General features: G+C 63.7%; 23 protein-coding genes. 8 read left to right on the forward strand and 15 right to left on the reverse strand.

The window, feature by feature from the left end; genetic code table 11:
* Positions 1-120: 120 nt before the first annotated feature.
* The 8 genes from JQ558_RS33285 to uvrC all read right to left on the reverse strand — a co-directional run bounded on the left by JQ558_RS33285 (position 121) and on the right by uvrC (position 8,000).
* Complete coding sequence (locus JQ558_RS33285) at positions 121-1,242, reverse strand: YihY/virulence factor BrkB family protein (protein ID WP_212296392.1); 1,122 nt, start codon at positions 1,240-1,242, stop codon at positions 121-123.
* On the reverse strand, positions 1,242-1,820 hold the full coding sequence (locus tag JQ558_RS33290) for a phage holin family protein (protein ID WP_212296393.1): 579 nt from the start codon (positions 1,818-1,820) through the stop codon (positions 1,242-1,244). The genes JQ558_RS33285 and JQ558_RS33290 overlap by 1 nt, the downstream gene beginning before the upstream one ends.
* A 172-nt stretch (positions 1,821-1,992) precedes the next feature.
* Positions 1,993-3,333 carry an aspartate aminotransferase family protein gene (locus tag JQ558_RS33295; RefSeq protein WP_212296394.1) on the reverse strand — a complete coding sequence of 447 codons (1,341 nt, stop codon included), beginning with the start codon at positions 3,331-3,333 and terminating at the stop codon, positions 1,993-1,995.
* Positions 3,334-3,455: 122 nt separating this feature from the next.
* Positions 3,456-4,439, reverse strand: coding sequence for a 50S ribosomal protein L3 N(5)-glutamine methyltransferase (prmB, locus tag JQ558_RS33300; protein ID WP_212296395.1), 984 nt, complete (start codon positions 4,437-4,439; stop codon positions 3,456-3,458).
* Positions 4,439-4,900, reverse strand: a complete 462-nt coding sequence (locus JQ558_RS33305) for a molybdenum cofactor biosynthesis protein MoaE (protein WP_212276260.1) — start codon at positions 4,898-4,900, stop codon at positions 4,439-4,441. The genes prmB and JQ558_RS33305 overlap by 1 nt, the downstream gene beginning before the upstream one ends.
* A gap of 8 nt (positions 4,901-4,908) precedes the next feature.
* On the reverse strand, positions 4,909-5,160 hold the full coding sequence (gene moaD / locus JQ558_RS33310) for a molybdopterin converting factor subunit 1 (protein WP_211998529.1): 252 nt from the start codon (positions 5,158-5,160) through the stop codon (positions 4,909-4,911).
* Positions 5,157-5,771, reverse strand: a complete 615-nt coding sequence (gene pgsA / locus JQ558_RS33315) for a CDP-diacylglycerol--glycerol-3-phosphate 3-phosphatidyltransferase (RefSeq protein WP_212212993.1) — start codon at positions 5,769-5,771, stop codon at positions 5,157-5,159. The genes moaD and pgsA overlap by 4 nt, the downstream gene beginning before the upstream one ends.
* 114 nt (positions 5,772-5,885) lie before the next feature.
* Positions 5,886-8,000, reverse strand: a complete 2,115-nt coding sequence (gene uvrC / locus JQ558_RS33320; RefSeq protein WP_212296396.1) for an excinuclease ABC subunit UvrC — start codon at positions 7,998-8,000, stop codon at positions 5,886-5,888.
* A 220-nt stretch (positions 8,001-8,220) separates the two neighbouring features.
* Here uvrC and JQ558_RS33325 point away from each other — a divergent pair, with 220 nt between their 5' ends.
* Together JQ558_RS33325 and JQ558_RS33330 are read left to right on the forward strand one after the other, a co-directional pair.
* On the forward strand, positions 8,221-8,844 hold the full coding sequence (locus JQ558_RS33325) for an outer membrane protein (protein ID WP_212296397.1): 624 nt from the start codon (positions 8,221-8,223) through the stop codon (positions 8,842-8,844).
* A gap of 109 nt (positions 8,845-8,953) precedes the next feature.
* Positions 8,954-9,793: a class I SAM-dependent methyltransferase gene (locus tag JQ558_RS33330; protein WP_212296398.1), complete on the forward strand. Its 840-nt coding sequence runs from the start codon at positions 8,954-8,956 to the stop codon at positions 9,791-9,793.
* 82 nt (positions 9,794-9,875) lie between these two features.
* On the opposite strand, the gene JQ558_RS33335 is transcribed toward JQ558_RS33330, so the two are convergent.
* The 4 genes from JQ558_RS33335 to JQ558_RS33350 form a co-directional block, all read right to left on the reverse strand.
* Positions 9,876-10,091, reverse strand: coding sequence for a cold-shock protein (locus JQ558_RS33335; protein ID WP_028350729.1), 216 nt, complete (start codon positions 10,089-10,091; stop codon positions 9,876-9,878).
* Positions 10,092-10,417: 326 nt separating this feature from the next.
* Positions 10,418-11,278 carry a 23S rRNA (adenine(2030)-N(6))-methyltransferase RlmJ gene (locus tag JQ558_RS33340; protein WP_212296399.1) on the reverse strand — a complete coding sequence of 287 codons (861 nt, stop codon included), beginning with the start codon at positions 11,276-11,278 and terminating at the stop codon, positions 10,418-10,420.
* 132 nt (positions 11,279-11,410) lie between these two features.
* The gene (locus JQ558_RS33345) at positions 11,411-12,094 is read right to left on the reverse strand and encodes a ribonuclease T2 family protein (RefSeq protein WP_212296400.1); all 684 of its coding nucleotides are present in this window, start codon (positions 12,092-12,094) and stop codon (positions 11,411-11,413) included.
* A gap of 166 nt (positions 12,095-12,260) precedes the next feature.
* Positions 12,261-12,719 carry a hypothetical protein gene (locus JQ558_RS33350; protein ID WP_212212963.1) on the reverse strand — a complete coding sequence of 153 codons (459 nt, stop codon included), beginning with the start codon at positions 12,717-12,719 and terminating at the stop codon, positions 12,261-12,263.
* Positions 12,720-12,884: 165 nt separating this feature from the next.
* Here JQ558_RS33350 and JQ558_RS33355 point away from each other — a divergent pair, with 165 nt between their 5' ends.
* Both JQ558_RS33355 and JQ558_RS33360 read left to right on the forward strand, forming a co-directional pair.
* Positions 12,885-13,175: a hypothetical protein gene (locus JQ558_RS33355; RefSeq protein ID WP_212296401.1), complete on the forward strand. Its 291-nt coding sequence runs from the start codon at positions 12,885-12,887 to the stop codon at positions 13,173-13,175.
* Positions 13,176-13,218: 43 nt separating this feature from the next.
* The gene (locus JQ558_RS33360) at positions 13,219-13,764 is read left to right on the forward strand and encodes a DUF3617 family protein (protein ID WP_212296402.1); all 546 of its coding nucleotides are present in this window, start codon (positions 13,219-13,221) and stop codon (positions 13,762-13,764) included.
* A gap of 185 nt (positions 13,765-13,949) precedes the next feature.
* Here the strand turns inward: JQ558_RS33360 and JQ558_RS33365 are convergent, their stop codons facing one another.
* The 3 genes from JQ558_RS33365 to JQ558_RS33375 form a co-directional block, all read right to left on the reverse strand.
* Positions 13,950-15,335 carry an ATP-binding protein gene (locus tag JQ558_RS33365; protein WP_212212954.1) on the reverse strand — a complete coding sequence of 462 codons (1,386 nt, stop codon included), beginning with the start codon at positions 15,333-15,335 and terminating at the stop codon, positions 13,950-13,952.
* A gap of 19 nt (positions 15,336-15,354) precedes the next feature.
* Positions 15,355-16,038 (reverse strand): response regulator, encoded by a 684-nt coding sequence (locus tag JQ558_RS33370; RefSeq protein ID WP_212034236.1) that lies wholly within the window; start codon positions 16,036-16,038, stop codon positions 15,355-15,357.
* Positions 16,039-16,136: 98 nt separating this feature from the next.
* A complete protein-coding gene (locus JQ558_RS33375) occupies positions 16,137-16,688 on the reverse strand; it encodes a MarR family winged helix-turn-helix transcriptional regulator (protein WP_212212951.1) in 552 nt (183 codons plus the stop codon).
* Between the two features lie 343 nt (positions 16,689-17,031).
* On the opposite strand from JQ558_RS33375, the gene JQ558_RS33380 reads away from it, so the two are divergent.
* The 4 genes from JQ558_RS33380 (at position 17,032) to hisS (ending at position 21,563) form a co-directional block, all read left to right on the forward strand.
* Positions 17,032-18,108 carry a branched-chain amino acid aminotransferase gene (locus JQ558_RS33380; protein WP_212296403.1) on the forward strand — a complete coding sequence of 359 codons (1,077 nt, stop codon included), beginning with the start codon at positions 17,032-17,034 and terminating at the stop codon, positions 18,106-18,108.
* A 131-nt stretch (positions 18,109-18,239) separates the two neighbouring features.
* Entirely contained in the window at positions 18,240-19,130 is an 891-nt protein-coding gene (locus JQ558_RS33385; RefSeq protein WP_212296404.1) for a branched-chain amino acid aminotransferase, read from the forward strand.
* Positions 19,131-19,385: 255 nt separating this feature from the next.
* Positions 19,386-19,904 carry a DUF2314 domain-containing protein gene (locus JQ558_RS33390; protein ID WP_212276268.1) on the forward strand — a complete coding sequence of 173 codons (519 nt, stop codon included), beginning with the start codon at positions 19,386-19,388 and terminating at the stop codon, positions 19,902-19,904.
* A gap of 144 nt (positions 19,905-20,048) precedes the next feature.
* Positions 20,049-21,563 carry a histidine--tRNA ligase gene (hisS, locus tag JQ558_RS33395; protein WP_212296405.1) on the forward strand — a complete coding sequence of 505 codons (1,515 nt, stop codon included), beginning with the start codon at positions 20,049-20,051 and terminating at the stop codon, positions 21,561-21,563.
* The last annotated feature ends 34 nt before the right edge of the window (positions 21,564-21,597 follow it).

Consider the following 21,597-nt stretch of genomic DNA (forward strand, 5'->3'; position numbering starts at 1 on the left):
CTTCAGGTCCGAACTACCCCCGCCCGGGAAAACGCTGGTGTCGTCAGGCATCGTCCAGTTTGCGCTCCCCCAAGCGCAACGACCTTAGCATCAATGTTGATTCGCGGGTCTAGTGTTCTTTCAGGAGGCTGGAACAGCCGGTCCCAGCGTATCGGCCATGGTGGCGCCGCGGCTACCCATCGGCTTTGGGTGGCCGGCGGTGGTATCGACCGCGGTCTGGTGCTCGATTTCCGAATTCAGTTCCGCGCCGAACAGCACGATGATGGCCGACATCCACATCCACATCATCAGGCCGATGGCGGCGCCGAGCGAACCGTAGGTCGCATTGTAATTGCCGAAGTTCGACAGATACCAGGACAGCGCCGCGGAGCCGGCGATCCACAGCAGGGCGGCGAGCAGCGTGCCGACACTGAGCCATTTCCACTGCGCCGGGCGCCGGCTCGGTCCGAACCGGTAGAGAACGCCGAGCGCCGCCAGCAGCACCGCGAACAAGAACGGCCAACGCGCCAGGCTCACGATGAACAGGATGTCCGGAGGCAGGCCCAGATGATTGAGCGCCAAAGGAAACGCCACCACAGCGCCGACCATCAACAACAGCGCCGCGATCCCGCCGATCGTGAACGCCAGCGAGATCAGGTTCAACCTGATGAAGCTGCGCTTCTCCCGTTCTCCATCGACCGCGTTGAGGGCGTCGATCACGGCTTTGACCCCCGCGTTGGCACTCCAGATTGCAAGGGCGAGGCCGAACAGGAAGGCTCCGCCGAGCGCAGTGCTGCCCTTGTCGAGCACACGCGCAATCTGGTCCTGCACGATCTGGAACGAGCCTTCCGGCAGCATCAGCGCCAGCGTCTGCAGGTTGGCGCCGATGGTCGAGGGATCGGCGAACAGGCCATAGGAAGAAACCAGCGCCGTCACGGCTGGGAACACCGCGAGCAGGCCGAAGAAGACCACGCCTGCGGCCGTGGCGAGCAGGCGGTCGTCATTGGCCTGCTGATAGGTGCGCCACAGAATGTCTTTCCAGCCCGCCCAGGGAATGCTGAACGGGCTGCGCGCGCGCCGCCCGCGGCCGCGTTGGGAAAGCTCGGGGGTAAAGTCGTTGCCTTTGGTGACCGCCGGATCGGTCGCGGGATTGGCGTGTTCAGGCGCAGACGTCTGGAAATAGCGCTGCGCGGTCAGGATCACGAGGGTGGTGGCCGCAATCAGGATCAGATTGTCCGTATGGTCGGAGCGGGCGCGGGACATCAGATCCCCGCGTGTCGTGCCTGTTGCCGCCGCCGCACCGCCGCGTAGCCCAACAAGCTTGCCATCAGGATCAAGCCGATATTCGCGTTTCTATTGCCGTGCCCCGGCCGGCTTCGCCGGCTCCGATGTCCAACCGGCGCCGCGGGGGCTTGCAGGATCGCCGCGGCGGTATCCCGGACGGCCTCGATCTGATCGGGCTTCACGGGGCTGGCCTTGATCGCCACCCGCAAGCGGCTGGCGAGCGACGGGAACTGCGGCGGAGGGCGCTTGAGTTTGATGACGGCTACCGCGGCGCAGATGCCGGCGATGACCGCGAGCAGGCCGCCGATGGCGCCGAACGCCCAAAACTGTCCGTAGTTGATTTCAACCCAGCGAAACAGCGCTGCTGCGCCGACGAGGAGCGCGGCGATCAGAAAAATACCGGCGGCCGCGAAGAGACCGGCGGCGATGGCGTAGGAAGAAACGGTGCCGGTGGCCTGGTTGGTCCGGTCGCGCAGATAGGATTGCGTCGCGCGCTTGACCTGGTTGAGCTTCAGCGCAATGCCGGCGCGCAACAAGCCGCTCGAAGGCCCGGGCATGTCAGCTTTCCTCCGTCGGCAGAGGCATGATTGTCTCCGCCGGGAGTGAACGCGAGTTGGTTTCGAATGTTCCGACAGCGCGCGTGTCCCGGCCTTGAGCCGGGACCCGTGTTGCAGATCGGATGTGGAGAGATGGGTCCCGGCTCAAGGCCGGGACACGAGAGTAGGCCCCTTACGCCGTCGCGCGGATCACCTTGGCGACCTTGTCGATGACTTCGCCGATCTGGTCCTCGCTGATGATCAAGGGCGGGGTCAGCACCAAAGTATCGCCGGCGACCCGTATCATCAAATCGTTGTCGTGGAAGGCGCTGTTGAGCCCGTCAAAGCCGCGCTTGCCGGGCAGATCCGGACGCGGCGCGAGGTCGATGCCGGCAGTGAGGCCGACGGTGCGGATATCCACCACGCCGGGTTCCTTCCGCAGCGACATGACCGCTTCGGCGAACTTCGGTTCGAGCTTGCCCGCCCGCTCGAACAGTTTTTCGTCGCGGTAGATGTCGAGCGTGGCAAGCGCCGCGGCGCAAGCCAGCGGATGGGCCGAATAGGTATAGCCATGGGTCAGTTCCACGGCATGTTCCGGGCCGCTCATGAAGGCGTCGTGGATGGTGTCGCGCACCAGCACGCCACCCATCGGCGCCGCACCATTGGTGACGCCCTTGGCGAAGGTCAGCATGTCAGGCACCACGCCATAGCGTTCGGCGGCAAAGGCAAAGCCGAGCCGGCCAAAGCCGGTGATGACCTCGTCGAAGATCAGGAGGATGCCGTGCTTCTGGGTGATCTCGCGCAAGCGCTTGAGATAGCCCTTCGGCGCCGGCAGCACCCCGGTCGATCCCGCCATCGGCTCGACCATGACGGCGGCAATCGTGTTGGCGCCGTGCAGATTGACCAGCCGCTCCACATCGTCGGCGAAATGCGCGCCATATTCCGGCTCGCCCTTGCTGAAGGCCTGCTTCTCGCGGTCGTAGGTATGGGAAATATGATCGACACCGGTCAGCAAGGAGCCGTAGATCTTGCGGTTGCCGACAATGCCGCCGACGGACGTGCCGCCGAAGCCGACGCCGTGATAGCCGCGCTCGCGGCCGATCAGCCTGTTGCGGCCGCCCTGGCCGCTGATCTGCTGATAGGCCAGCGCAATCTTGAGTGCGGTGTCGGCCGCTTCCGAGCCGGAGTTGCAGAAGAACACATGGTCAAGGCCGGCAGGCGCAAGATCGGCGAGGCGGCTTGCGAGTTCGAAGGCCTGTGGGATGCCGAACTGGAACGGCGGCGCGTAATCGAGGTCGGCGGCCTGCTTGCCGATCGCCTCTGAAATCTGGCTGCGGCCGTGGCCGGCATTGCAGCACCACATGCCGGCAGCACCGTCGATGATGTTGCGGCCGTCGACGGTGAAGTAATGCATGTCCTTGGCGGCGGCGAGCAGCCGCGGGTTCTTCTTGAAGGCGCGGTTTGCGGTGAACGGCATCCAGTGCGCGGCGAGGTCGTTCGGAACGTTGACCTTGGTGGGGCTCTTGTCCAGCATGGCAGGCCTCTCTGGTATTGCGGCGTGGAATTACCGCCAAACTACCAGTTTCGCGCTGCGTCGGGAACGCCAATGGTGCGTGATATTTCCGCGCAATCCGGCGGTTCAAGCGCCAAAACGCGCTACAGATCGTCGGCCGTGATATAAAATACTTCGGCTTCCGAATCCTCGGTGTCGAGCCACATCAGCGGTAGTTGCGGATAGGCCGCTTCAAGCGCGGGCCGGCAGCGGCCGATCTCGCAGAGCAGCCCGCCATCCGGCGTCAGATGCTGTTTGGCCTCGTCGAGGATCCGCCTGACGATGTCGAGCCCGTCAGCGCCGCCGTCGAAGGCGAGTTTCGGTTCGGCGCGGCATTCGCGCGGCAGGGCGGCCATGCCTTGCGCATCGACATAGGGCGGGTTTGAAATGATGAGGTCGTAGCGCTTGTCGCCCAGCGGCTTGAACAGGTCGCCGCGGTGCAGCGTCAGGCGATCTTGCAGCCCGTAATCGGCAACATTGTGCGCGGCGACATCGAGCGCATCCTTGGAAATATCCACCGCGTCGATTTCGGCGTTGGGGAAACTCCGGCTCGCCAGGATGGCAAGGCAGCCCGAGCCGGTGCAGAGGTCGAGCACATTTTCCACCGCCGTCGGGTCCGGGATCAGCGAACCGCCGGTCACGTCGTCACCTTCGTTTTCCTGGCCAAAATGCGAGTCGAGCAGTTCGCCGATGAAAGAGCGTGGCACGATGGTGCGCTCGTCGACATAGAACGGCAGGCCGCGCATGTAGATCTTGTTGACGAGGTAGGCGGTCGGTGTCCGCGTGGTGACGCGGCGCTCGATCAGGGCGAGGATCGCCTTGCCTTCGGCCGCCGTGACCCGGGCGGTGGCAAATGCCTCGAACTGGTCGGGGTGAAGGTGCAGCGATTCGCAGACCAGGAACGCGGCCTCGGCGACCGGATCGGTGGTGCCGTGCGCGAATACCAGGTCGGCTTCGATGAAGCGGCTTGCCGCAAAGCGAACGAAATCCAGGAGCGTCAGTAATTCGCCGGCGCGGACTTTTGGAAATCTCGGCTTGGTGTATTTCGGCAGACCGCGTTTGACGGGCGCCTTGCTCTGTTTGGCCATCAGGGTTTGGTCCAGCGCGCCGCGGCGTCGTCGTCATGGCCGCGCGCCTCGATCCAGCTGGTTCCTTTCGCGCTTTCCTCGCGCTTCCAGAACGGCGCATTGGCCTTCAGATAATCCATCAGGAACTCCGCCGCCTGAAACGCCGCCTGGCGGTGCGCCGACGCCGCCAGCACCAGCACGATGTTCTCGCCCGGCGCGATGCGCCCGACGCGATGCACCACGGTGAGGCCGGTCAACGGCCAGCGTGACATCGCTTCGTCGGTGTGCCGCTTGATTTCGGCCTCCGCCATGCCGGGATAGTGCTCGAGCGTCAGTGCCGCGATCGGTTCGCCATTCTCGCTGCCGCGGCAGATGCCGCTGAAGGTCACGACCGCGCCGACATCGTTGCGGCCCTTGGTCAGCGCCGCAATCTCCTGCGCGATGTCGAAATCGGCTTGCTGGATGCGGATGGTCGCGGTCATTGTAGAGATCAACCGCCGGTCATCGGCGGAAAGAACGCGATCTCGCGGGCGCCTGATATCATCGCATCGGGCTTGACATGGGTATGGTCGATCGCGGCGCGGATCACCTTCGGCTTCTCGAACGCGTAGGCATAGGTCTCGCCGCGCTGGGAGAGCCAGCCGATCAAATCGTCCACCGTACGCACGGCGGCCGGCGGCTCGACCATTTCTTCCGAAATGCCGATCCGTTCGCGCACCCAGGCGAAATATTTGACCTTCATCCCTCATCCTCCTTGATGAGGTGGTGGATGCCGGCGCGGAAATAGTCCCAGCCGGTGTAGATCGTGACAATCGCCGATGTCCACAGCAGGGCGATCCCGATCATGGTGGTCGGGGGGAAAATCTGTTCACCCGCTTCGCCGGCGATCAGAAAGCCTATCGCGACCAGCTGCACGGTGGTCTTCCATTTCGCGAGCTTGGTCACGGGGACGCTGACCCGGAGCGCCGCGAGATACTCCCGCAAGCCCGAGACCAGGATTTCGCGGCACAGGATCACGATGGCGGCCCACAGCGTCCAGCCATGGATGCTGTTGTCGGCGGCCAGCATCAACAGGCAGGACGCGACCAGCAATTTATCGGCGATCGGGTCGAGCATGCGGCCGAAGGCGGATTGCTGGTCCCACATCCGTGCATAATAGCCATCGAGAACGTCGGTCACGGCGGCGGCGATAAAGAGCGCCAGCGCCACCCAGCGCAGCCACAGCGGGCCGTCCATGATGGATTGGGCATAAACGCAGCCGACCACCACCGGGATGGCGGCGATGCGGGCATAGGTCAGGATATTCGGGAGGGACAGGCTCTTGGACTGGCCCTTGGTGGTCGCGATGTTCATCCGTCTTACCAATACCGCTCAGGCGTGAAGGTCAACCGTGCAGGCCCCAGATGATCTGTCGCAGGCGACGGCCAAATGAAACGTCCAGGTGAACGTCATGTGAATCGGCTCCCTTTAACCCGGTTGCGCATGGAAAAACTCGAAAATCTTGCGGGCGCTTTCGGCGCTGACCCCTGGAACCTTGCCAAGGTCGGTGATCGAGGCCCGCTCGATTTCCTTCAGCGTTCCAAAGTGATGCAGCAAGGCACGTTTGCGTGACGGGCCGATGCCCGGAATCTCCTGCAAACCCGCTTCGCGGATATCCTTTTTGCGCAGTTTGCGGTGCGATCCGATCACGAAACGATGCGCCTCGTCGCGCAGCCGCTGGATGAAATACAGCACGGGGTCGCGCGGTTCGAGCTTGATCGCCTCGCGGTCCGGCATGAACAGCGTTTCCCGGCCGGCATCGCGGTCCGGCCCCTTGGCCACGGCCAGCAACGTGACCTGCGCCAGTCCGAGGCTCTCGAAGATCTGCCTTGCCGCGTTGAGCTGGCCGCGGCCGCCGTCGATAATGACCAGATCCGGCCATTGCGGAAACGAATCGTCGTCGGCCTTGATCGCGGCTTTTGCTTTGGCGGTATCGTCTTCCGGCGGTTTCAACAGCCGCTTGAAGCGACGCTCCAGCACCTCGCGCATCATCGCGTAATCGTCGCCGGGCGTCAGGCCTTCCGACTTGATGTTGAACTTGCGGTACTGGTTTTTGATAAATCCGTCGGGTCCCGCCACGATCATCGCGCCGACCGCATTGGTGCCCTGGATGTGGCTGTTGTCGTAGACCTCGATGCGCTTGGGCGCATGCGGCAGCCCGAGCGTCGTGACCATGCCCTGCAGCAGGCGGCCCTGGGTCGCGGTATCGCTGAGCTTGCGGCCGAGCGCCTCGCGCGCGTTGGTCAGCGCGTGCGCGATCAATTCCTTTTTCTCGCCGCGCTTCGGCGTCGAGACTTCCACCTTGTAGCCGGCCTTGACGGCGAGGGCATCCGCCAGCAGCGCGCTTTCCTCGATCTCGTGCGACAGCAGGATCAGTTTCGGCGGCGGCTTGTCGTCGTAGAATTGCGCCAGGAACGAGGCCAGCACTTCCTCCGGCGTGAAGGATTTCTCGGCGCGCGGGAAATAGGCGCGGTTGCCCCAGTTCTGGCCGGTGCGGAAGAAGAACACCTCGACGCAGGAATAGCCGCCCTCCTGGTGGATGGCGAACACGTCGGCCTCTTCCACGGTGCGCGGATTGATGCCCTGCTGCGACTGGATCGCCGACAGTGCGGCGAGGCGGTCGCGGTAGAGTGCGGCAGTCTCGAATTCGAGTTCGGCGGACGCCTTCTCCATCTCGCCGGCCAGTTCTTTTTTGACCAGATGGCTACGGCCGGACAGGAAGTCGCCCGCCTCACGCACCAGTTCGGTATAGCCGGGGAAATCGATCTCGCGGGTGCAGGGTCCGGAGCAGCGGCGGATTTGATAGAGCAGGCAGGGCCGGGTGCGGCTCTCGAAGAAGCCGTCGGTGCAGGAGCGGATCAAAAACGCGCGCTGCAGTGCCGTGATGGTGCGGTTGACTGCGCCGGCGTTGGCGAACGGCCCGAAATACCGTCCCGGCCGCGACTGCGCACCGCGATGTTTGAGGATCTGCGGCGCCCAGTGGTCGCCGGTGATCAGGATATAGGGAAATGACTTGTCGTCGCGCAGCTGCACGTTGAAGCGCGGCCGCAGCTGCTTGATCAGATTGGCTTCGAGCAACAGCGCCTCGGTCTCCGTCGTGGTCGAGACGATCTCGACCGCAACGGTGGCCGCAATCATGCGCAGGATCCGCGCCGGCAGCGGCGCGTTGACGCGGGCGTAGGAGGCAAGCCGCTTGCGGACGTTCTTCGCCTTGCCGACGTAGAGCACGTCGTGGCCGGTGTTGAGCATGCGGTAGACACCGGGCGAGGTCGGCGCCAGGCGCACGGCATTTTCGATCGCGGCGTGGCCGACCGCGAGCGGGCCCTCGGCCACGGTCTCCATGGCGTCCTCGGCGGTCTCCTCCGCGGGTTCCGGCAGGCGGGCCTCATCCTCCTCCTCGGCCGCGGACGTCGCCGGATCGAGATCGGCGGAGCCAAGCTCCTGCGCGGGGTCCTTTGCAGGGTCCTTTGAAAGCAAATCCGGCTGGGAACCCCGCCGCGGCTTGCCCGGAGCTTTCGGATGGTCGGTAGAATCGTGATCCATGGGCCTAAATTAAGCGCTGCTGGCCGGCATCGCCAGCGTGCCGGCGGCGACCGAGGCCATGCCGGGTAACACATTCTTAAGACTGATGATCGGGCGGTAAGAGGGCTTAACAACCCTTTAACTTAAAACTCTCGATAAATCTTACAGGAAAAAAGTGGAATTCCGTAACCAAGCCGGCCTCGGCCGGAAGGGTGCGGCTGTTGCGTAGTGGAGTTGAGTGATGGGCAGCTTTGTTTTGCGAACGCTAGCGGTTGTCGCCGCAGCCTGGACGATGTCGGCGCAGGCGGCCGATATGAATTACGGATCGCGCGCGCCCTATACCGTCAATCAGCCGCTCAATGCCTATAGCTGGGCCGGTCCCTATCTCGGCGGCAATCTCGGCTATGCCTGGGGTTCGGTCGCCAACAATCCGACCAAGCCGTCGGGCTTCGCAGGCGGCGTGCAGGCCGGCTACAACTTTCAGAACGGACCGTGGGTGTTCGGCCTCGAGGGCGATATCAACGCGAGCGGCGCGGCGGACACTTTCGCGCCGTGGAAGTTCTCCAACCCCTGGTTCGGCACGCTGCGTGGCCGGGTCGGCTACGCCTTCAACAACGTGATGTTCTACGGCACTGGCGGTCTCGCCTTCGGCGAACTGCGCGCCACCACGTTCGGCCTGTCGGAATCCCACACCACGGCGGGCTGGACCGCGGGCGTCGGCGCTGAAATGGGCTTTGCGCCGAACTGGAGCGCCAAGGTCGAATATCTCTATGTCGACCTCGCCAACACCAATTTTGTCATCACCGGAGCATCAAACGGCTACAGCTTCGGGCTGATCCGCGCCGGCGTGAACTATCGGTTCTGAGATCAAGAAAACGCAAAGAAACCGTCTGTTGCAGCCTCCCGGCGGCGCCAAGCCGCCGGGATTTTTTTGTCTCGTGGACAGTGCGCGGCGGCACGCCTAAAACTCGTCGATGCAGCCGGGGCAGCCAAGTCTGACCGCGTTGGGCGCCGCCCGCTTGCGCGCGGCGCATCAGGTGCTGGATAACGCATCGATCCTTCGGGATCCGCTGGCGTTACGCATTCTCGGCGACGATATCCAGGTCTCGCTCGACCATGCCCGGGCCCACACGTCCGGGCCACGGCTGCGCTGGTTCATCGCCGCGCGCTCGCGCATCTCGGAAGAAGCGCTGACGGAAGCGGTGAAAAATGGTGCGACGCAGCTCGTGGTGCTCGGCGCAGGGCTCGATACGCTGGCCTACCGGACGCCGCTCGCGGGTGGCCTGCGGATTTTCGAGGTCGATTTCCCCGCCACGCAAGCACGCAAGCGCGACATGCTGGCCGCTGCGACAATCGCCGTGCCGGACACGCTGACTTATGTCGGGATCGATTTCGAACGGCAGACATTGGCCGAAGCGCTGGACGCCGCAGGCTTTGTCGCCGCCAAACGCAGCTTCTTCAGCTGGCTCGGCGTGGTGCCCTATCTGACCGAGACGGCAATGTTCTCGACGCTCGGCTATATCGCGCAGCTCGAAGGCGGCGCTGAAGTGGTGTTCGACTATGTCAATCCCGCAAGCTCGGTCGCACCGGCCGGCCGCGCGGCGCATCAAGCGCTTGCCGAGCGGGTGGCCGCGGTTGGCGAAAGCCTTCAGAGCTATTTTGATACCGCATCGCTTTGCGCCCGCATGAGCGCGGCCGGCTTCCGGCATGTCGATGATGTCGGCCCTGACAGGATCGCGGCGCGGTTCTTCCCCGAGAGCGAACGCAACGCACCGGCGCTCGGCGGCCACATCATGCACGCGTCCACGTTCTGAGCCGCGCCTCGCGCTCAGCGGGATTTGGTGCAGGCAAAACTTCAGTCCGCTTTCACCGAGAAGCTTCAGCTCGCGCGTCAGCCTACGATGAAATCACCAGGTTGACCGCCTTGGGGCCCTTGCCCTTCTTGTCCGGTTCAACCTCGAATGTAATGCGCTGTCCTTCAGTCAAATCCTTCAATCCGGCCCGCTCAACGGCAGTGATGTGAACGAACACGTCGCGGCCGCCGTCATCTGGCTTGATGAAGCCGTAGCCGCGTTCTCCATTGAAGAACTTGACTGTACCAGTCATGGCCATCGGGAAAACTCCTCCCCCGCATTGCTGTGCCGCTACGCGCAATTCGCGTATCGGCCGACCGGACATTCGCTGCCGGAAGCTTGGCCACCTGAACTGATCGGGTCACGCACCGATCAGTCTGGATTTTTTTAGGCCTTGATCACTCCGCCGCAACCATTCGCGGAAGCGGAACGTAAAGCCAGTCATAACGGCCGAGCATAATACGGTTCCGCGCAAATTGACTATGGCTCAATCGCACTTTTCGGCCCAATGCCCTGCCTTGAAGGCTTACCTCGAAAGGCTTGCTTTCAAGGCTTGCTTTCAAGGATTGCGTTCAAGACGAGCCTTCAAGGTTTGGGCGTCTCAAGCCTGAACCGGCCGGCGCCGCCCTGGCCGAGCGGCTTTTCCAGTTCGGGTAAAATGGTCTTCAGCTCGCCCGCCAGCGTCCACGGCGGGTTGACGATCAGAAGCCCGGCGGAGGTGAGCGGACCGCCGGCCTGCTGCGGTGCGACGCTGAATTCGAGCCGCAGACATTTCCCGGCCGGCTTGCCGGTCTCAGCCACGGCGGCGACATGTCGCGCCAGGCCGTCGGTGATGCGCCGGCTCTTGACCGGATACCACAACAGATAGCTGCCGGTCGGCCATTTCGCATAGGCCTCCGCAAAGCCGTCGGCGAGCTTGTCGAACTCGTCCTTTTGCTCGAACGACGGGTCGATCAGCACCAGGCCGCGCCGCTCGTTCGGCGGCACGAAGGCCGGCAACGCCGTCCAGCCGTCGAGATCGACCACCCGGGCCTGGGTGTCGCGGCGCAGCGCATCGATCAATTGCTTGTGGGCTTTCGGCTCGATCTCGCACGCGGTGAGGCGGTCCTGCGGCCGCAGCAGCGCACGCGCGATCAAGGGCGATCCGGGATAGGCTTTCAGCTCGGCTTGCGCGTTGAAGGCCCTGACGATGTCGAGATAGGGCGCCACCAGCGGCAACGCATTTTCCGAGAACCGTGCCTGCATCACCCGTGCGATGCCGGTCAGCCATTCGCCGCTGCGGCTGGCCTCGTCGCCGGACAGATCGTAGCGCCCGGCGCCGGCATGGGTGTCGATGACGCGAAAGGCGGCGGGCTTTTCCTGCAGATAGGTCAGCATCCGCACCAGCACGATGTGCTTGATGACATCGGCAAAGCCGCCGGCATGAAAGGCGTGTCGGTAGTTCATGATAAGGGGTTACGACATCGCGGCGAGGAAAGTAACCGTCATTGCGAGGAGCGAAGCGACGAAGCAATCCATTCTTCCTCTTGCGGGACCATGGATTGCTTCGCTGCGCTCGCAATGACGGTAGAGTGACCTCTAACTCCCGCGCACCGGCGGCATCACGACCTCGTCGCGGCGGCAGGTGCGGCGGTCGATTTCCTCGCAGGAGCGGAATTGCAGGTCCTTGCTCATGCAGACCCTGACTTCGCTGAGCCGCCGGCTGCTGCAGACGACCGAAATCGCCGAGCTGCTCAGGCCGGGATTGACCTTGATGAAGGCTGCCTCGAGCGCCTCGGGGGCGATCGTCTTCGATTCCGACAATTGCAGGAATTCCTCGGGGATCTTTACCGCGGCGCGGGCTTTGCGGATGTTCTCGAAATAGGCCCGCGCGCCAAGGCCGGAACAGGTGCCGTGCTTGTCCCATTCGTTGAAGATCAGCCCGGGCGCCGGCATCAGGTCGAGCATCGACGACATGACGTTGCGGTCGAGACGGGGCGACGGCCGCTGGCAATATTCGGGAAAGCCGCGCTCGTATTGCGGCCACAGGCCGTGAACCACGAAGGAAAACGGGCGCTCGCACTGGATCTGCGCAGAACGGCCGCTATTGCCGCGTTCGGAGGCGGCCTCGCAGAAGGAGGGCGACCATGACAGGGCCAGCACGTAGAAATCGAACTCGCCAGGGGCGTTCTGCCGGCGGTCCTGCGCGGCGGCGTGGCCCGCGGTGACCAAAACAAGTGCCAGGGAAATCAGCAGCCGCGAAACAATGACCGATGGAAACATCAAACGCTCCCTTAACTCGCAAAAGCATGACGGTACTCGATCACCCGAGCCTAGCAGGGAGCCGGAACATTTCAAGAACAAAAATGGCGCTAGGCGCGAATCGGGTGGCGCCGGCCACCGCGATCGAAAAACTCAGGCAGGAAACTTAGGGTAAGCTTGGGTAAGCTTAAGGCCGTGCGGCCTTGCAGCCGGGGTTATAGGCCCAGTTGCGGTCCAGCCCGGTGACGCACCATTCGACACCCTGGCCGAAGCCGGCAAAGCCGCCATCCTCGAGGATCGAATAGTGCACGTTGCGCACCTTGCCGTCGCTCAGCATCACGTCGCCGGTGCAATAGCGGCGCGGAATGTTGTCGGATTGCCAGGGCCGGAACGTGGTTTCGTGGATCCGGCCATAAGCGGTGATGGTCAGGGGCGAATTCCAGAAGGTGCTTTCCTTCTCCCGGAACTGCGAAATGATGGTCGGCAGCGCCGATTCGCACGGCGCAACGCGTCCGTCATAGCGGGGACCGGACAGCCAGAAATTCAATTCCAGCGGATTGGCGGCCTGCGCCGACTGGCCGAATGCCAGGACGGCGAGTGCCGCGGCCAGGCCGAGGGTTTTCAACGATGTGAAGAGGGTGCGCATGGAAATTCCGCCGGTCATCCAACCGTCAGGACCGTGCCGTGAAGCCCGGACGAGGTCAAGTGCAGCGCGGCAACACCTTGCAGGCAAGTCGGGGTTTGGCCGTAACCCATTCTTTTCATGGCCGCCGGCGCACTCTATGGTGGCCCCAGCGAAATGGAGTCGGCGATGCAGAGAATTGGGGCCGCGGGCCTGGTTGCGATATGCGGGTTGCTGGCGGCTGCGCCGGCGCAGGCCGACTGGGTGCCGCCGTTCAAGGGCAATGATACCGGCGGCATTGTCGCCTATTCGCTGGCGAGACAGGCGGATGCGCGCCAGCTCGCGGTCGATCACTGCGCCGGTTACGGCAAGGTGGTGAAGTTCCTGGCGGTGCAGCCCTATGAGGGCGGATACCTCTCCTTTGCCTGCCGCTGGGTGCCCTATGGGACCGACGCCCGGCCGCTGCGCACGCTCTACTGAGCGGGACCTGAGCGCCTGAACCACGAATAAGGGGAGCGCGAGCATGGCGCGACAGCTTGATTCCGTTTGTTTGGTGCTTGGCCTGCTCGCGGTGTGGCCTGCGAGCCATGCCAGCGCCGTCGAGCTGCCGGTGCGCAAGGCCGGCCTGTGGGAAATGAAGGTGGTGCAGACCGGCTCGCCGGTGCCCGAGATGACGATGCAGCAGTGCACCGACGCGACCACCGACAAGGATATGAGCACCTCGTTCTCGCCGATGACCAAGGACGCCTGCTCGAAAAACGATATCCAGAAGACCGCGACCGGCTACGTCACCGATTCCGTCTGCGGCTTCGGCGGCATGTCGGTCAAATCGCGTGCCGAGATCACCGGCGACTTCAACTCCGCCTACACCGTGAAGTCGACATCGAACAGCACCGGCGCTCCGGCCGGCGTGCCGCGCGATTCCACGGCCACGATCGAGGCGAAGTGGCTCGGCGCCTGCAAGGCCGATCAAAAGCCCGGCGACATCATCATGCCGGGCGGCATGAAGATAAACCTCAAGGACATGGAAAAGCTGAAGGGTTTGTTGCCGAAGCAGGCTCCGAAGTAATTCGCTTGAATCTCCCCGCCTAACCAATGCCGTCATGCCCGGGCCTGTCCCGGGCATCCACGACTTCCTTTGCCGCCAAGACGTGGATGGCCGGGCACAGGCGAGCGGAAGCGACGCCGTCCTTCAGACGGCTATGCCCGGCCATGACGAGATAGCGATCCAAGAAGTGGTGCGGGAGAAGTGCCCTACACCGGCACCCTGACCGCCGCCCTTAATCCCCCCATCGGACTGTCGCCGAGCGTGATGTCGCCGCCATGCGAACGGGCGATGTCGCGGGCGATCGCCAGCCCAAGGCCGGTGCCGCCTTCGTCCTGGTTGCGGGCGTCGTCGAGCCGCAGGAACGGCTTGAACACTTCCTCGCGCATGTTGGCCGGAATGCCCGGTCCGTCGTCGTCGATCGTGACCGTCAGATAGCGGTGGTCGCGATGGCCGGTGATCGAAATCGCATTGGCGTGCCGCGCGGCGTTGGAGACGAGGTTGGCAAGGCAGCGCTTGAACGAGGCCGGTTTTACGGTCACCACCGGCAGGCCGTGGAAAGCCACCGTGGCGGTATGGCCGTGGCGCTCGGCATCGCTGCGCAATTCCTCCAGCGCCATCGACATGTCGGTCGGCTGCGCGACCTCGCCGCTGTCGCCGCGGGCAAAGGCGAGATAGGCCTCGAGCATCGCGGACATTTCGTCGACGTCCTTGCGCATGCCGTCGACCTCGGGAATGTCGCCGATCAGCGCGAGCTCGAGCTTGAAGCGGGTCAGGATGGTGCGCAGATCGTGGCTGACGCCGGCGAGCATCGCGGTGCGCTGCTCGATCGAGCGCTCGATGCGCGCCTTCATCTCCAGGAACGCCTGCGCCGCGCGCCGCACTTCCCGCGCGCCGCGGGGACGGAAGTTCGGCGCCTCGCGGCCCTTGCCGAAACTTTCGGCGGCGTCGGCCAGCCGCAGGATCGGCCTGATCTGGTTGCGCAGGAACAGCACCGCGACGATCAACAGGATCGAGGACGTGCCCAGCATCCAGAAGATGAAGATCTCCGAATTGGAGGCGTAGGCCGCACTTCTTTGCGCAAAGATGCGCATGACAGCGTCATCGAGCTGGATGCGGATCTCGACGAGGTTGGATTTGCCGACGGTGTCGATCCAGAACGGGCGGCGGATCTGGCGGCCGATCTGTGCCGACAGGGTCTGGTCGAGCAGCGAGAAGAACGGCTTCGGCCCCGGCGGCGGCATGTCGCCGACCGGGAGAAAATCGACCACCAGCTGCAGCCGCTGCCCGACGAGGCGCAATTGCGCGCGGTCCTTGTCCTGCGGAAAGAACTTGTAGATGTCGATCAGGCTGGCGATATCCTGCACCACCGCGGCCGACAGGCGCCGCGTCACCGTGTTCCAGTGCCGCTCCATGAACACGAACGCGACCACGGTCTGCAGCACCACCATCGGCACGATCATGATCAAGAGCGCGCGGGCATAGAGGCCGGTCGGCATCCAGCCCTTGAAGGCGTTGCCCATCCAGCCATTGACCTTGGAGACCCGGCCGGCGGCGGTGCGGATCAGCGTGAGGCCGGTGTCGAGCGTGCTCATCGCGCTTGGTTCGTTTGGCTCACGGCGACGCCACCAGGCGATAGCCGATGCCGCGCACCGCCTGCAGGAACAACGGATTGGCCGGATCTTTTTCGATCTTGCGGCGCAGCCGGTTGATCTGCACGTCGACGGCGCGCTCGTTGACGGTGCCGCCGCCGGTCAGCGCCGCGCGCGGCACGGTTTCGCCGGGGCTCAGGCTCAGGATGCGCAGCATCTCGCGTTCGCGGTCCGTCAGGTGGATGATCTCCTCGCCTTCGCGCAGCTCGCCGCGTTCGAGATGATAGACGTAGGGCCCGAACGCGATCTGCTCCAGCGTCTCCACCGGTGGCGTCGCGGTGCGCTTGAGGATGTTGCCGATCCGCAGGACCAGTTCGCGCGGCTCGAACGGCTTGGCCACATAATCGTCGGCGCCGATCTGCAGCCCTTCGATGCGGGCTTCCGCCTCATGGCGCGCCGTCAGCATGATGATCGGCACCGAGGAGGAGGTGCGGATGAAGCGGGCGAGATCGAAACCGGTTTCGCCGGGCATCATGACGTCGAGGATCAGGAGATCGAAATGCAGGCCGAGCAGCTTGGCGCGGGCGTCGGTGGCGCTCGCCGCGGTCGTGACGCGATAGCCCTCGCCGGACAGGAAGCGCGACAGCAAGTCGCGGATACGGCGGTCGTCATCGACCAGCAGCAGATGCGGGGCGTCGTCGGCCATTTGCCGCGGCGTCCGCACGGAGGCTGCGGCGATGGTTGGGTTGGCAGTTGCGTTTGGAATTCCGTTTGGGGTTCCGTTTGGGGTTCCTTGGGCCACAGTCACTCCCTTGGCTTCTTTCCGCTGCCGAAGATCGTCTCCAGCACCTTGTCCGGGTCGTCGCGATCGATCATCGCGCGCAGGAACTGCCGCACCGTTTCCTGGCCGGCAGGATCGATATCCTGCATGGCGCGGTTGATGCGATCGGTCTGCAGCCCGGCGAGCTTGCCCACCAGGGCCTCGCCCTTCGCCGTAGCGTAAAGAAGGCGCTGCCTGCGGTCGTTATTGCCGGTCTTCTGCACGATATAGCCTTCGTCCAGCAATTGCTTGAGCACACGGCCCAGCGACTGCTTGGTGATGCGCAATACGTCCAGGAGGTCGGCGACCTTGAGGCCGGGGTAGCGGTGGACGAAATGCATCACCCGGTGATGGGCGCGACCGAACCCGAACGCCTCGAGCTCATGGTCGGCATCGCCGACGAAGTCGCGATAGGCGAAGAACAGGAGCTCGATGATATCCCAGCGCAATTCGCCCGCGCGCGGGGTTGGCGACACGCCGTCAGGCCCCCTCGAATCAGGGTCACCGGCAGGCCTTGAGAAATTTATGTCAGTCATGTTGACATATCTTGGGTTCAATGTTACAAAACTGCCAGCCACGACGAAACTTTAAGTCGTTTCGGCCTTGGCAACGTAAGGGGCGGCCGGAGTAAGCCAGCGATGGCGGCAACGGCCGCGAATTGGACTACCGTGCGATTGTCGAGCGGCATTTGCACAAACATACTGGACTTCGGCATTCCGCAAAAGCGTGTCCTCAAGGGACTTGCCAGCGATGGAAACCAGCGGCAAGGCCGGTGGTGGTGAAGTTCGGACCAATCAAGCAAGCAGGCTTGACGAAACAGGCCTGCGCCAGGAAACGCACCGGTTTCGACAGCAGGAAGCAAGGGCGGGAAGCAAGACAATGAGTTTGAAATTCGAAATCCGGCCAACGCCTACTCCGACGTCCGAGCAGGACCGCGCGGCAAAGCTCGTGGACCCCGGCTTCGGCCGGGTCTTCACCGACCACATGGCGATCGTCCGCTACAACCAGGCCAAGGGCTGGCATGACGCGCGGGTCGAATCCCGCGCCAATTTTCCGCTCGATCCGGCGGCCGCCGTCCTGCACTACGCGCAGGAGATTTTCGAGGGCCTCAAGGCCTACAAGCGCGACAACGGCGTGAACCTGTTCCGCCCCGACGCCAATGCGAGGCGCTTCAGGAATTCGGCCGAGCGCATGGCGATGGCGCCGATCCCTGAGGACGTCTTCATCGAAGCGGTCGAGCAGCTCGTCCGCATCGACAGCGCCTGGATACCCGGCGGCGAGGGCAGCCTCTATTTGCGGCCCTTCATGATCGCGAGCGAGACCTTCCTCGGCGTCAAGCCTTCATCCGAGTACATCTTTTCCGTCATCGCCTCGCCGGTCGGCTCCTATTTCAAGGGCGGCCCCGCGCCGGTGTCGATCTGGGTGTCGGAGAACTACACGCGCGCCGCGATCGGCGGCACCGGCGCGGTCAAATGCGGCGGCAATTACGCCGCCAGCCTGCGCGCGCAGGCCGAGGCGATCGAGCACGGCTGCGACCAGGTGGTGTTCCTCGATGCGGTCGAACGCCGCTACATCGAAGAACTGGGCGGCATGAACGTGTTCTTCGTGTTTGACGACGGCTCGCTGCTGACGCCGCCGCTCGGCACCATCCTGCCGGGTATCACCCGCGATTCGATCATTGCGCTGGCGAAGGACTCCGGCACCCGCGTGCGCGAGGAGCTCTACACGATCGACCAATGGCGCAGCGACGCCGCCAGCGGAAAGCTGAAAGAAGCGTTCGCCTGTGGCACGGCCGCGGTGATCTCGCCGATCGGCAAGGTATGTTCGGCAAGCGGCGATTTCCTCATCAGCGGCGGCGCGGCCGGCCCGGTCGCGATGGGGATGCGCAAGAAGCTGGTCGACATCCAGTACGGCCGCGCGGAAGATCCGCACGAGTGGATCCGAAAGGTTCTCTAACCGGCGGCGGAATTCCGCCGCCTCTGAAACAACAAGCAGCGTTTCATTGAATGTGAGCGCGGGGCGTGCGCGCCCCGCGGAGCCGTGTGCCTGCGCGATTGACGAACTGCGTCCATAAAAGGAGAAAGCCCATGGGAGTTTCCTTCGACAAGATCGATGGCTTGATCTGGTACGATGGCAAGCTTGTGCCGTGGGCCGACGCCAATGTGCATGTGCTGACCCACGGGCTGCATTACGCCAGCTGCGTGTTCGAGGGCGAGCGTGCCTATGGCGGCAGGGTGTTCAAGAGCACGGAACATTCCGAGCGGCTGAAGAACTCGGCCAACATCCTCGATTTCGAGATTCCGTATTCGGTGGCCGAGATCGATGCCGCCAAGCAGCTCGTGATCGACAGCAACAAGCTGCCGGACGCTTATCTTCGCCCGATCGCCTGGCGCGGTTCGGAGATGATGGGCGTGTCGGCGTCATCGAACACCATTCATCTGGCGATCGCGGCCTGGGACTGGCCGAGCTATTTCGATCCGGCCACCAGGATGAAGGGCATCCGCATGTGCCTTGCCGAATACCGGCGGCCCGATCCGATGACGATCCCGGCGATGGCGAAGGCCTCCGGTCTCTACATGATCTGCACCATCTCAAAACATAAGGCGGAGCGCGCCGGCTATGCCGACGCCATGATGCTGGACTGGCAGGGGCGGGTCGCCGAATGCACCGGCGCCAACATCTTCTTCGTCGGAGACGGCAAGATCCACACCCCGATCGCAGACTGTTTCCTCGCCGGCATCACCCGCGCCACCGCGATCGATCTCGCGCGGCGCCGCGGCATCGAAGTGATCGAGCGCCGCATCATGCCGGACGAACTCTCCAGCTTTACGGAATGCTTCATCACCGGCACCGCCGCCGAAATCACTCCCGTGGCTGAGATCGCCGACTGGAAGTTCACGCCCGGCCAGATTTCGGAACAGCTGATGGCGGATTTTGCGGTCGAAGTGCAGCCGAAGGGCAAGGCGGCAGCGGCGTAGGACGCTCTTCCCCTCTTCCCTTGTGGGAGAGGGTGGCAGCCGAAGGCTGACGGGTGAGGGGTTCTCTCCTCACGGCAAGATTCGGAGATGCGGATAGAACCCCTCATCCGGCGCTTCGCGCCACCTTCTCCCACAAGGGGAGAAGGGAAGAACGGCCGCGTTCTCGCTCTTGGGTGTGCCCTTCCGCCGTGAACTGTTTCGCCCCTTGCGCGACCAACTCCGGACTTGCGGATAGCGGTTCGTCGAATGATGAAAATGAGCTCAGCCCTCTCAACATGCTCGAAATGCGTCGTGGCGGCTGCCTTCGCGGCGGCGCTTGCGCTTCTCGGCTCCCCTACAACGAGTGTCAGGGCCGAGGACCGCTCCCCCGTGATCGACTTTCGCAACGGTGACCCGGAGATCATTGCAGCGATCGCGCAGGCGCGTTCTACGCTGCCGAAATTCTGGGCTTCCTACGACGCGCCAAAACCGTCGGAGACCGGTCACTCTCTCAAGGCGCGTTTTCCCTATCCGAACAACAGCGGCGAACATATCTGGATGGCCGAGGTGAAGAAGATTGGAAACGGCCGCTATTCGGGCAGTTTCGCCAACACGCCCGTCCATTTGCGCGGCAAGCGGGCCGGCGACCTGGCCGAGTTCAGGGAGGCCGACATCTCGGACTGGATGTTCTTGCGGAACGGCAAGATCGTCGGCGGCGAGACGATCCGGCCGATGCTGAAAAAGATGTCGAAGGCCGACGCCGATGCGCTGCGCGCCAGGATGGAAACCCCTTAAACGCCGGGCAGGACGTTCTGGTCAAAACCGGCCCGGTGGGCTAAGTGCGAGGGATGGGCCGAGCAAAGAGCCCACCCTGTTTTTCCCGGTGAGCGCGGCGCCAGAAGCGGCTTTGCCCACCCTACACAAGTTGCAACGCCGCCCATGGTAGACAAATCCAAAAAACCCCAGAAGCTGAAGGCGCGCCTGCCGCGCGGGCTGGAGGATCGCGGTCCCGCTGCGATCTCGGCGACGCGGCAGATGGTCGAGAAAATCCGCGAAGTCTATGAGCGCTATGGGTTTGAGCCGGTGGAAACCCCGGCGATGGAGTTCACCGACGCGCTCGGCAAATTCCTGCCCGACCAGGACCGGCCGAACGAGGGCGTATTCTCGTTCCAGGACGATGACGAGCAGTGGATCTCGCTGCGCTACGATTTGACCGCGCCGCTGGCGCGCTATGTCGCGGAGAATTTTGACTCACTGCCGAAGCCCTATCGTTCCTATCGTTTCGGGTGGGTGTTTCGCAACGAGAAGCCGGGTCCGGGTCGCTTCCGCCAGTTCATGCAGTTCGACGCCGATACCGTCGGCGCGCCGACGCCGGCCGCCGATGCCGAGATGTGCATGATGGCGGCGGACACCATGGAAGCGCTCGGCATTCCGCGCGGCAGCTATGTGGTGAAGGTCAACAACCGCAAGGTGCTCGACGGGGCGTTGGAAGCGATCGGTCTCGGCGGCGAGGAGAATGCCGGACGCCGGCTCACGGTGCTGCGCGCTATCGACAAGCTCGACAAATTTTCCGCCGACGAAGTTCGCAAACTGCTCGGTCCCGGACGATGGGATGGGGGCGAAGAAGGCAAGGGCGACTTCACAAACGGAGCCGGGTTAAGCGCCGCGGATGCCGACATCGTTTTGGCCGTCACGCAAAAACGCGACGACTGGAAAGAGGCCATTGCCGCCGCCGATGTTTATCTCGCCAAGAGCGACGTGGGTCAGGCTGGCGTCAGCGAATTGGAAGAGATTGCCAAACTGGTCACAGCATCCGGTTACGCATCGGATCGCATCCGGATCGATCCTTCCGTCGTCCGCGGTCTCGAATATTACACCGGTGCAGTCTACGAAGTTGAGCTGCTGCTGGAGACTAGGGACGAAAAGGGCCGTCCGGTGCGTTTCGGCTCGGTCGGCGGCGGCGGACGTTACGATGGCCTGGTCTCGCGCTTTCGCGGCGAACCCGTTCCTGCAACTGGCTTCTCCATTGGCGTCTCGCGGCTGCAGGCGGCGCTGACACTGATCGGCAAGGTCGACACCAGGCCCGCTGTCGGGCCTGTTGTCGTCACCGTGTTCGGCGGCGAAATCGCCGATTACCAGAAAATGGTCGCGACGCTGCGCAACGCTGGTATCCGCGCGGAACTATATCTCGGAAATCCGAAACACAGCCTCGGCCAGCAGATGAAATATGCCGACCGCCGCAACAGCCCTTGCGCGATCATCCAGGGCTCGGACGAGCGGGCCAACGGCAAGGTTCAGCTCAAGGACCTCATCCTCGGGGCGGGGCTGACCGAGATCAAGGACCGCGAGGAGTATCTGAAGAAGCAGTCCGAGGCCCAATACGAGGTCGATGCCAGCAAGCTCGTCGACGCCGTGCGCGAAGTCTTGGCGCGCCATGACGTGAAGTGGGGCTAGCCATTCATTTCAGACGTGGTGCCGGGCCTTGTGC

It is taken from the genome of Bradyrhizobium sp. AUGA SZCCT0160 (assembly GCF_018130105.1).
In the GTDB taxonomy this organism is placed as follows: domain Bacteria; phylum Pseudomonadota; class Alphaproteobacteria; order Rhizobiales; family Xanthobacteraceae; genus Bradyrhizobium.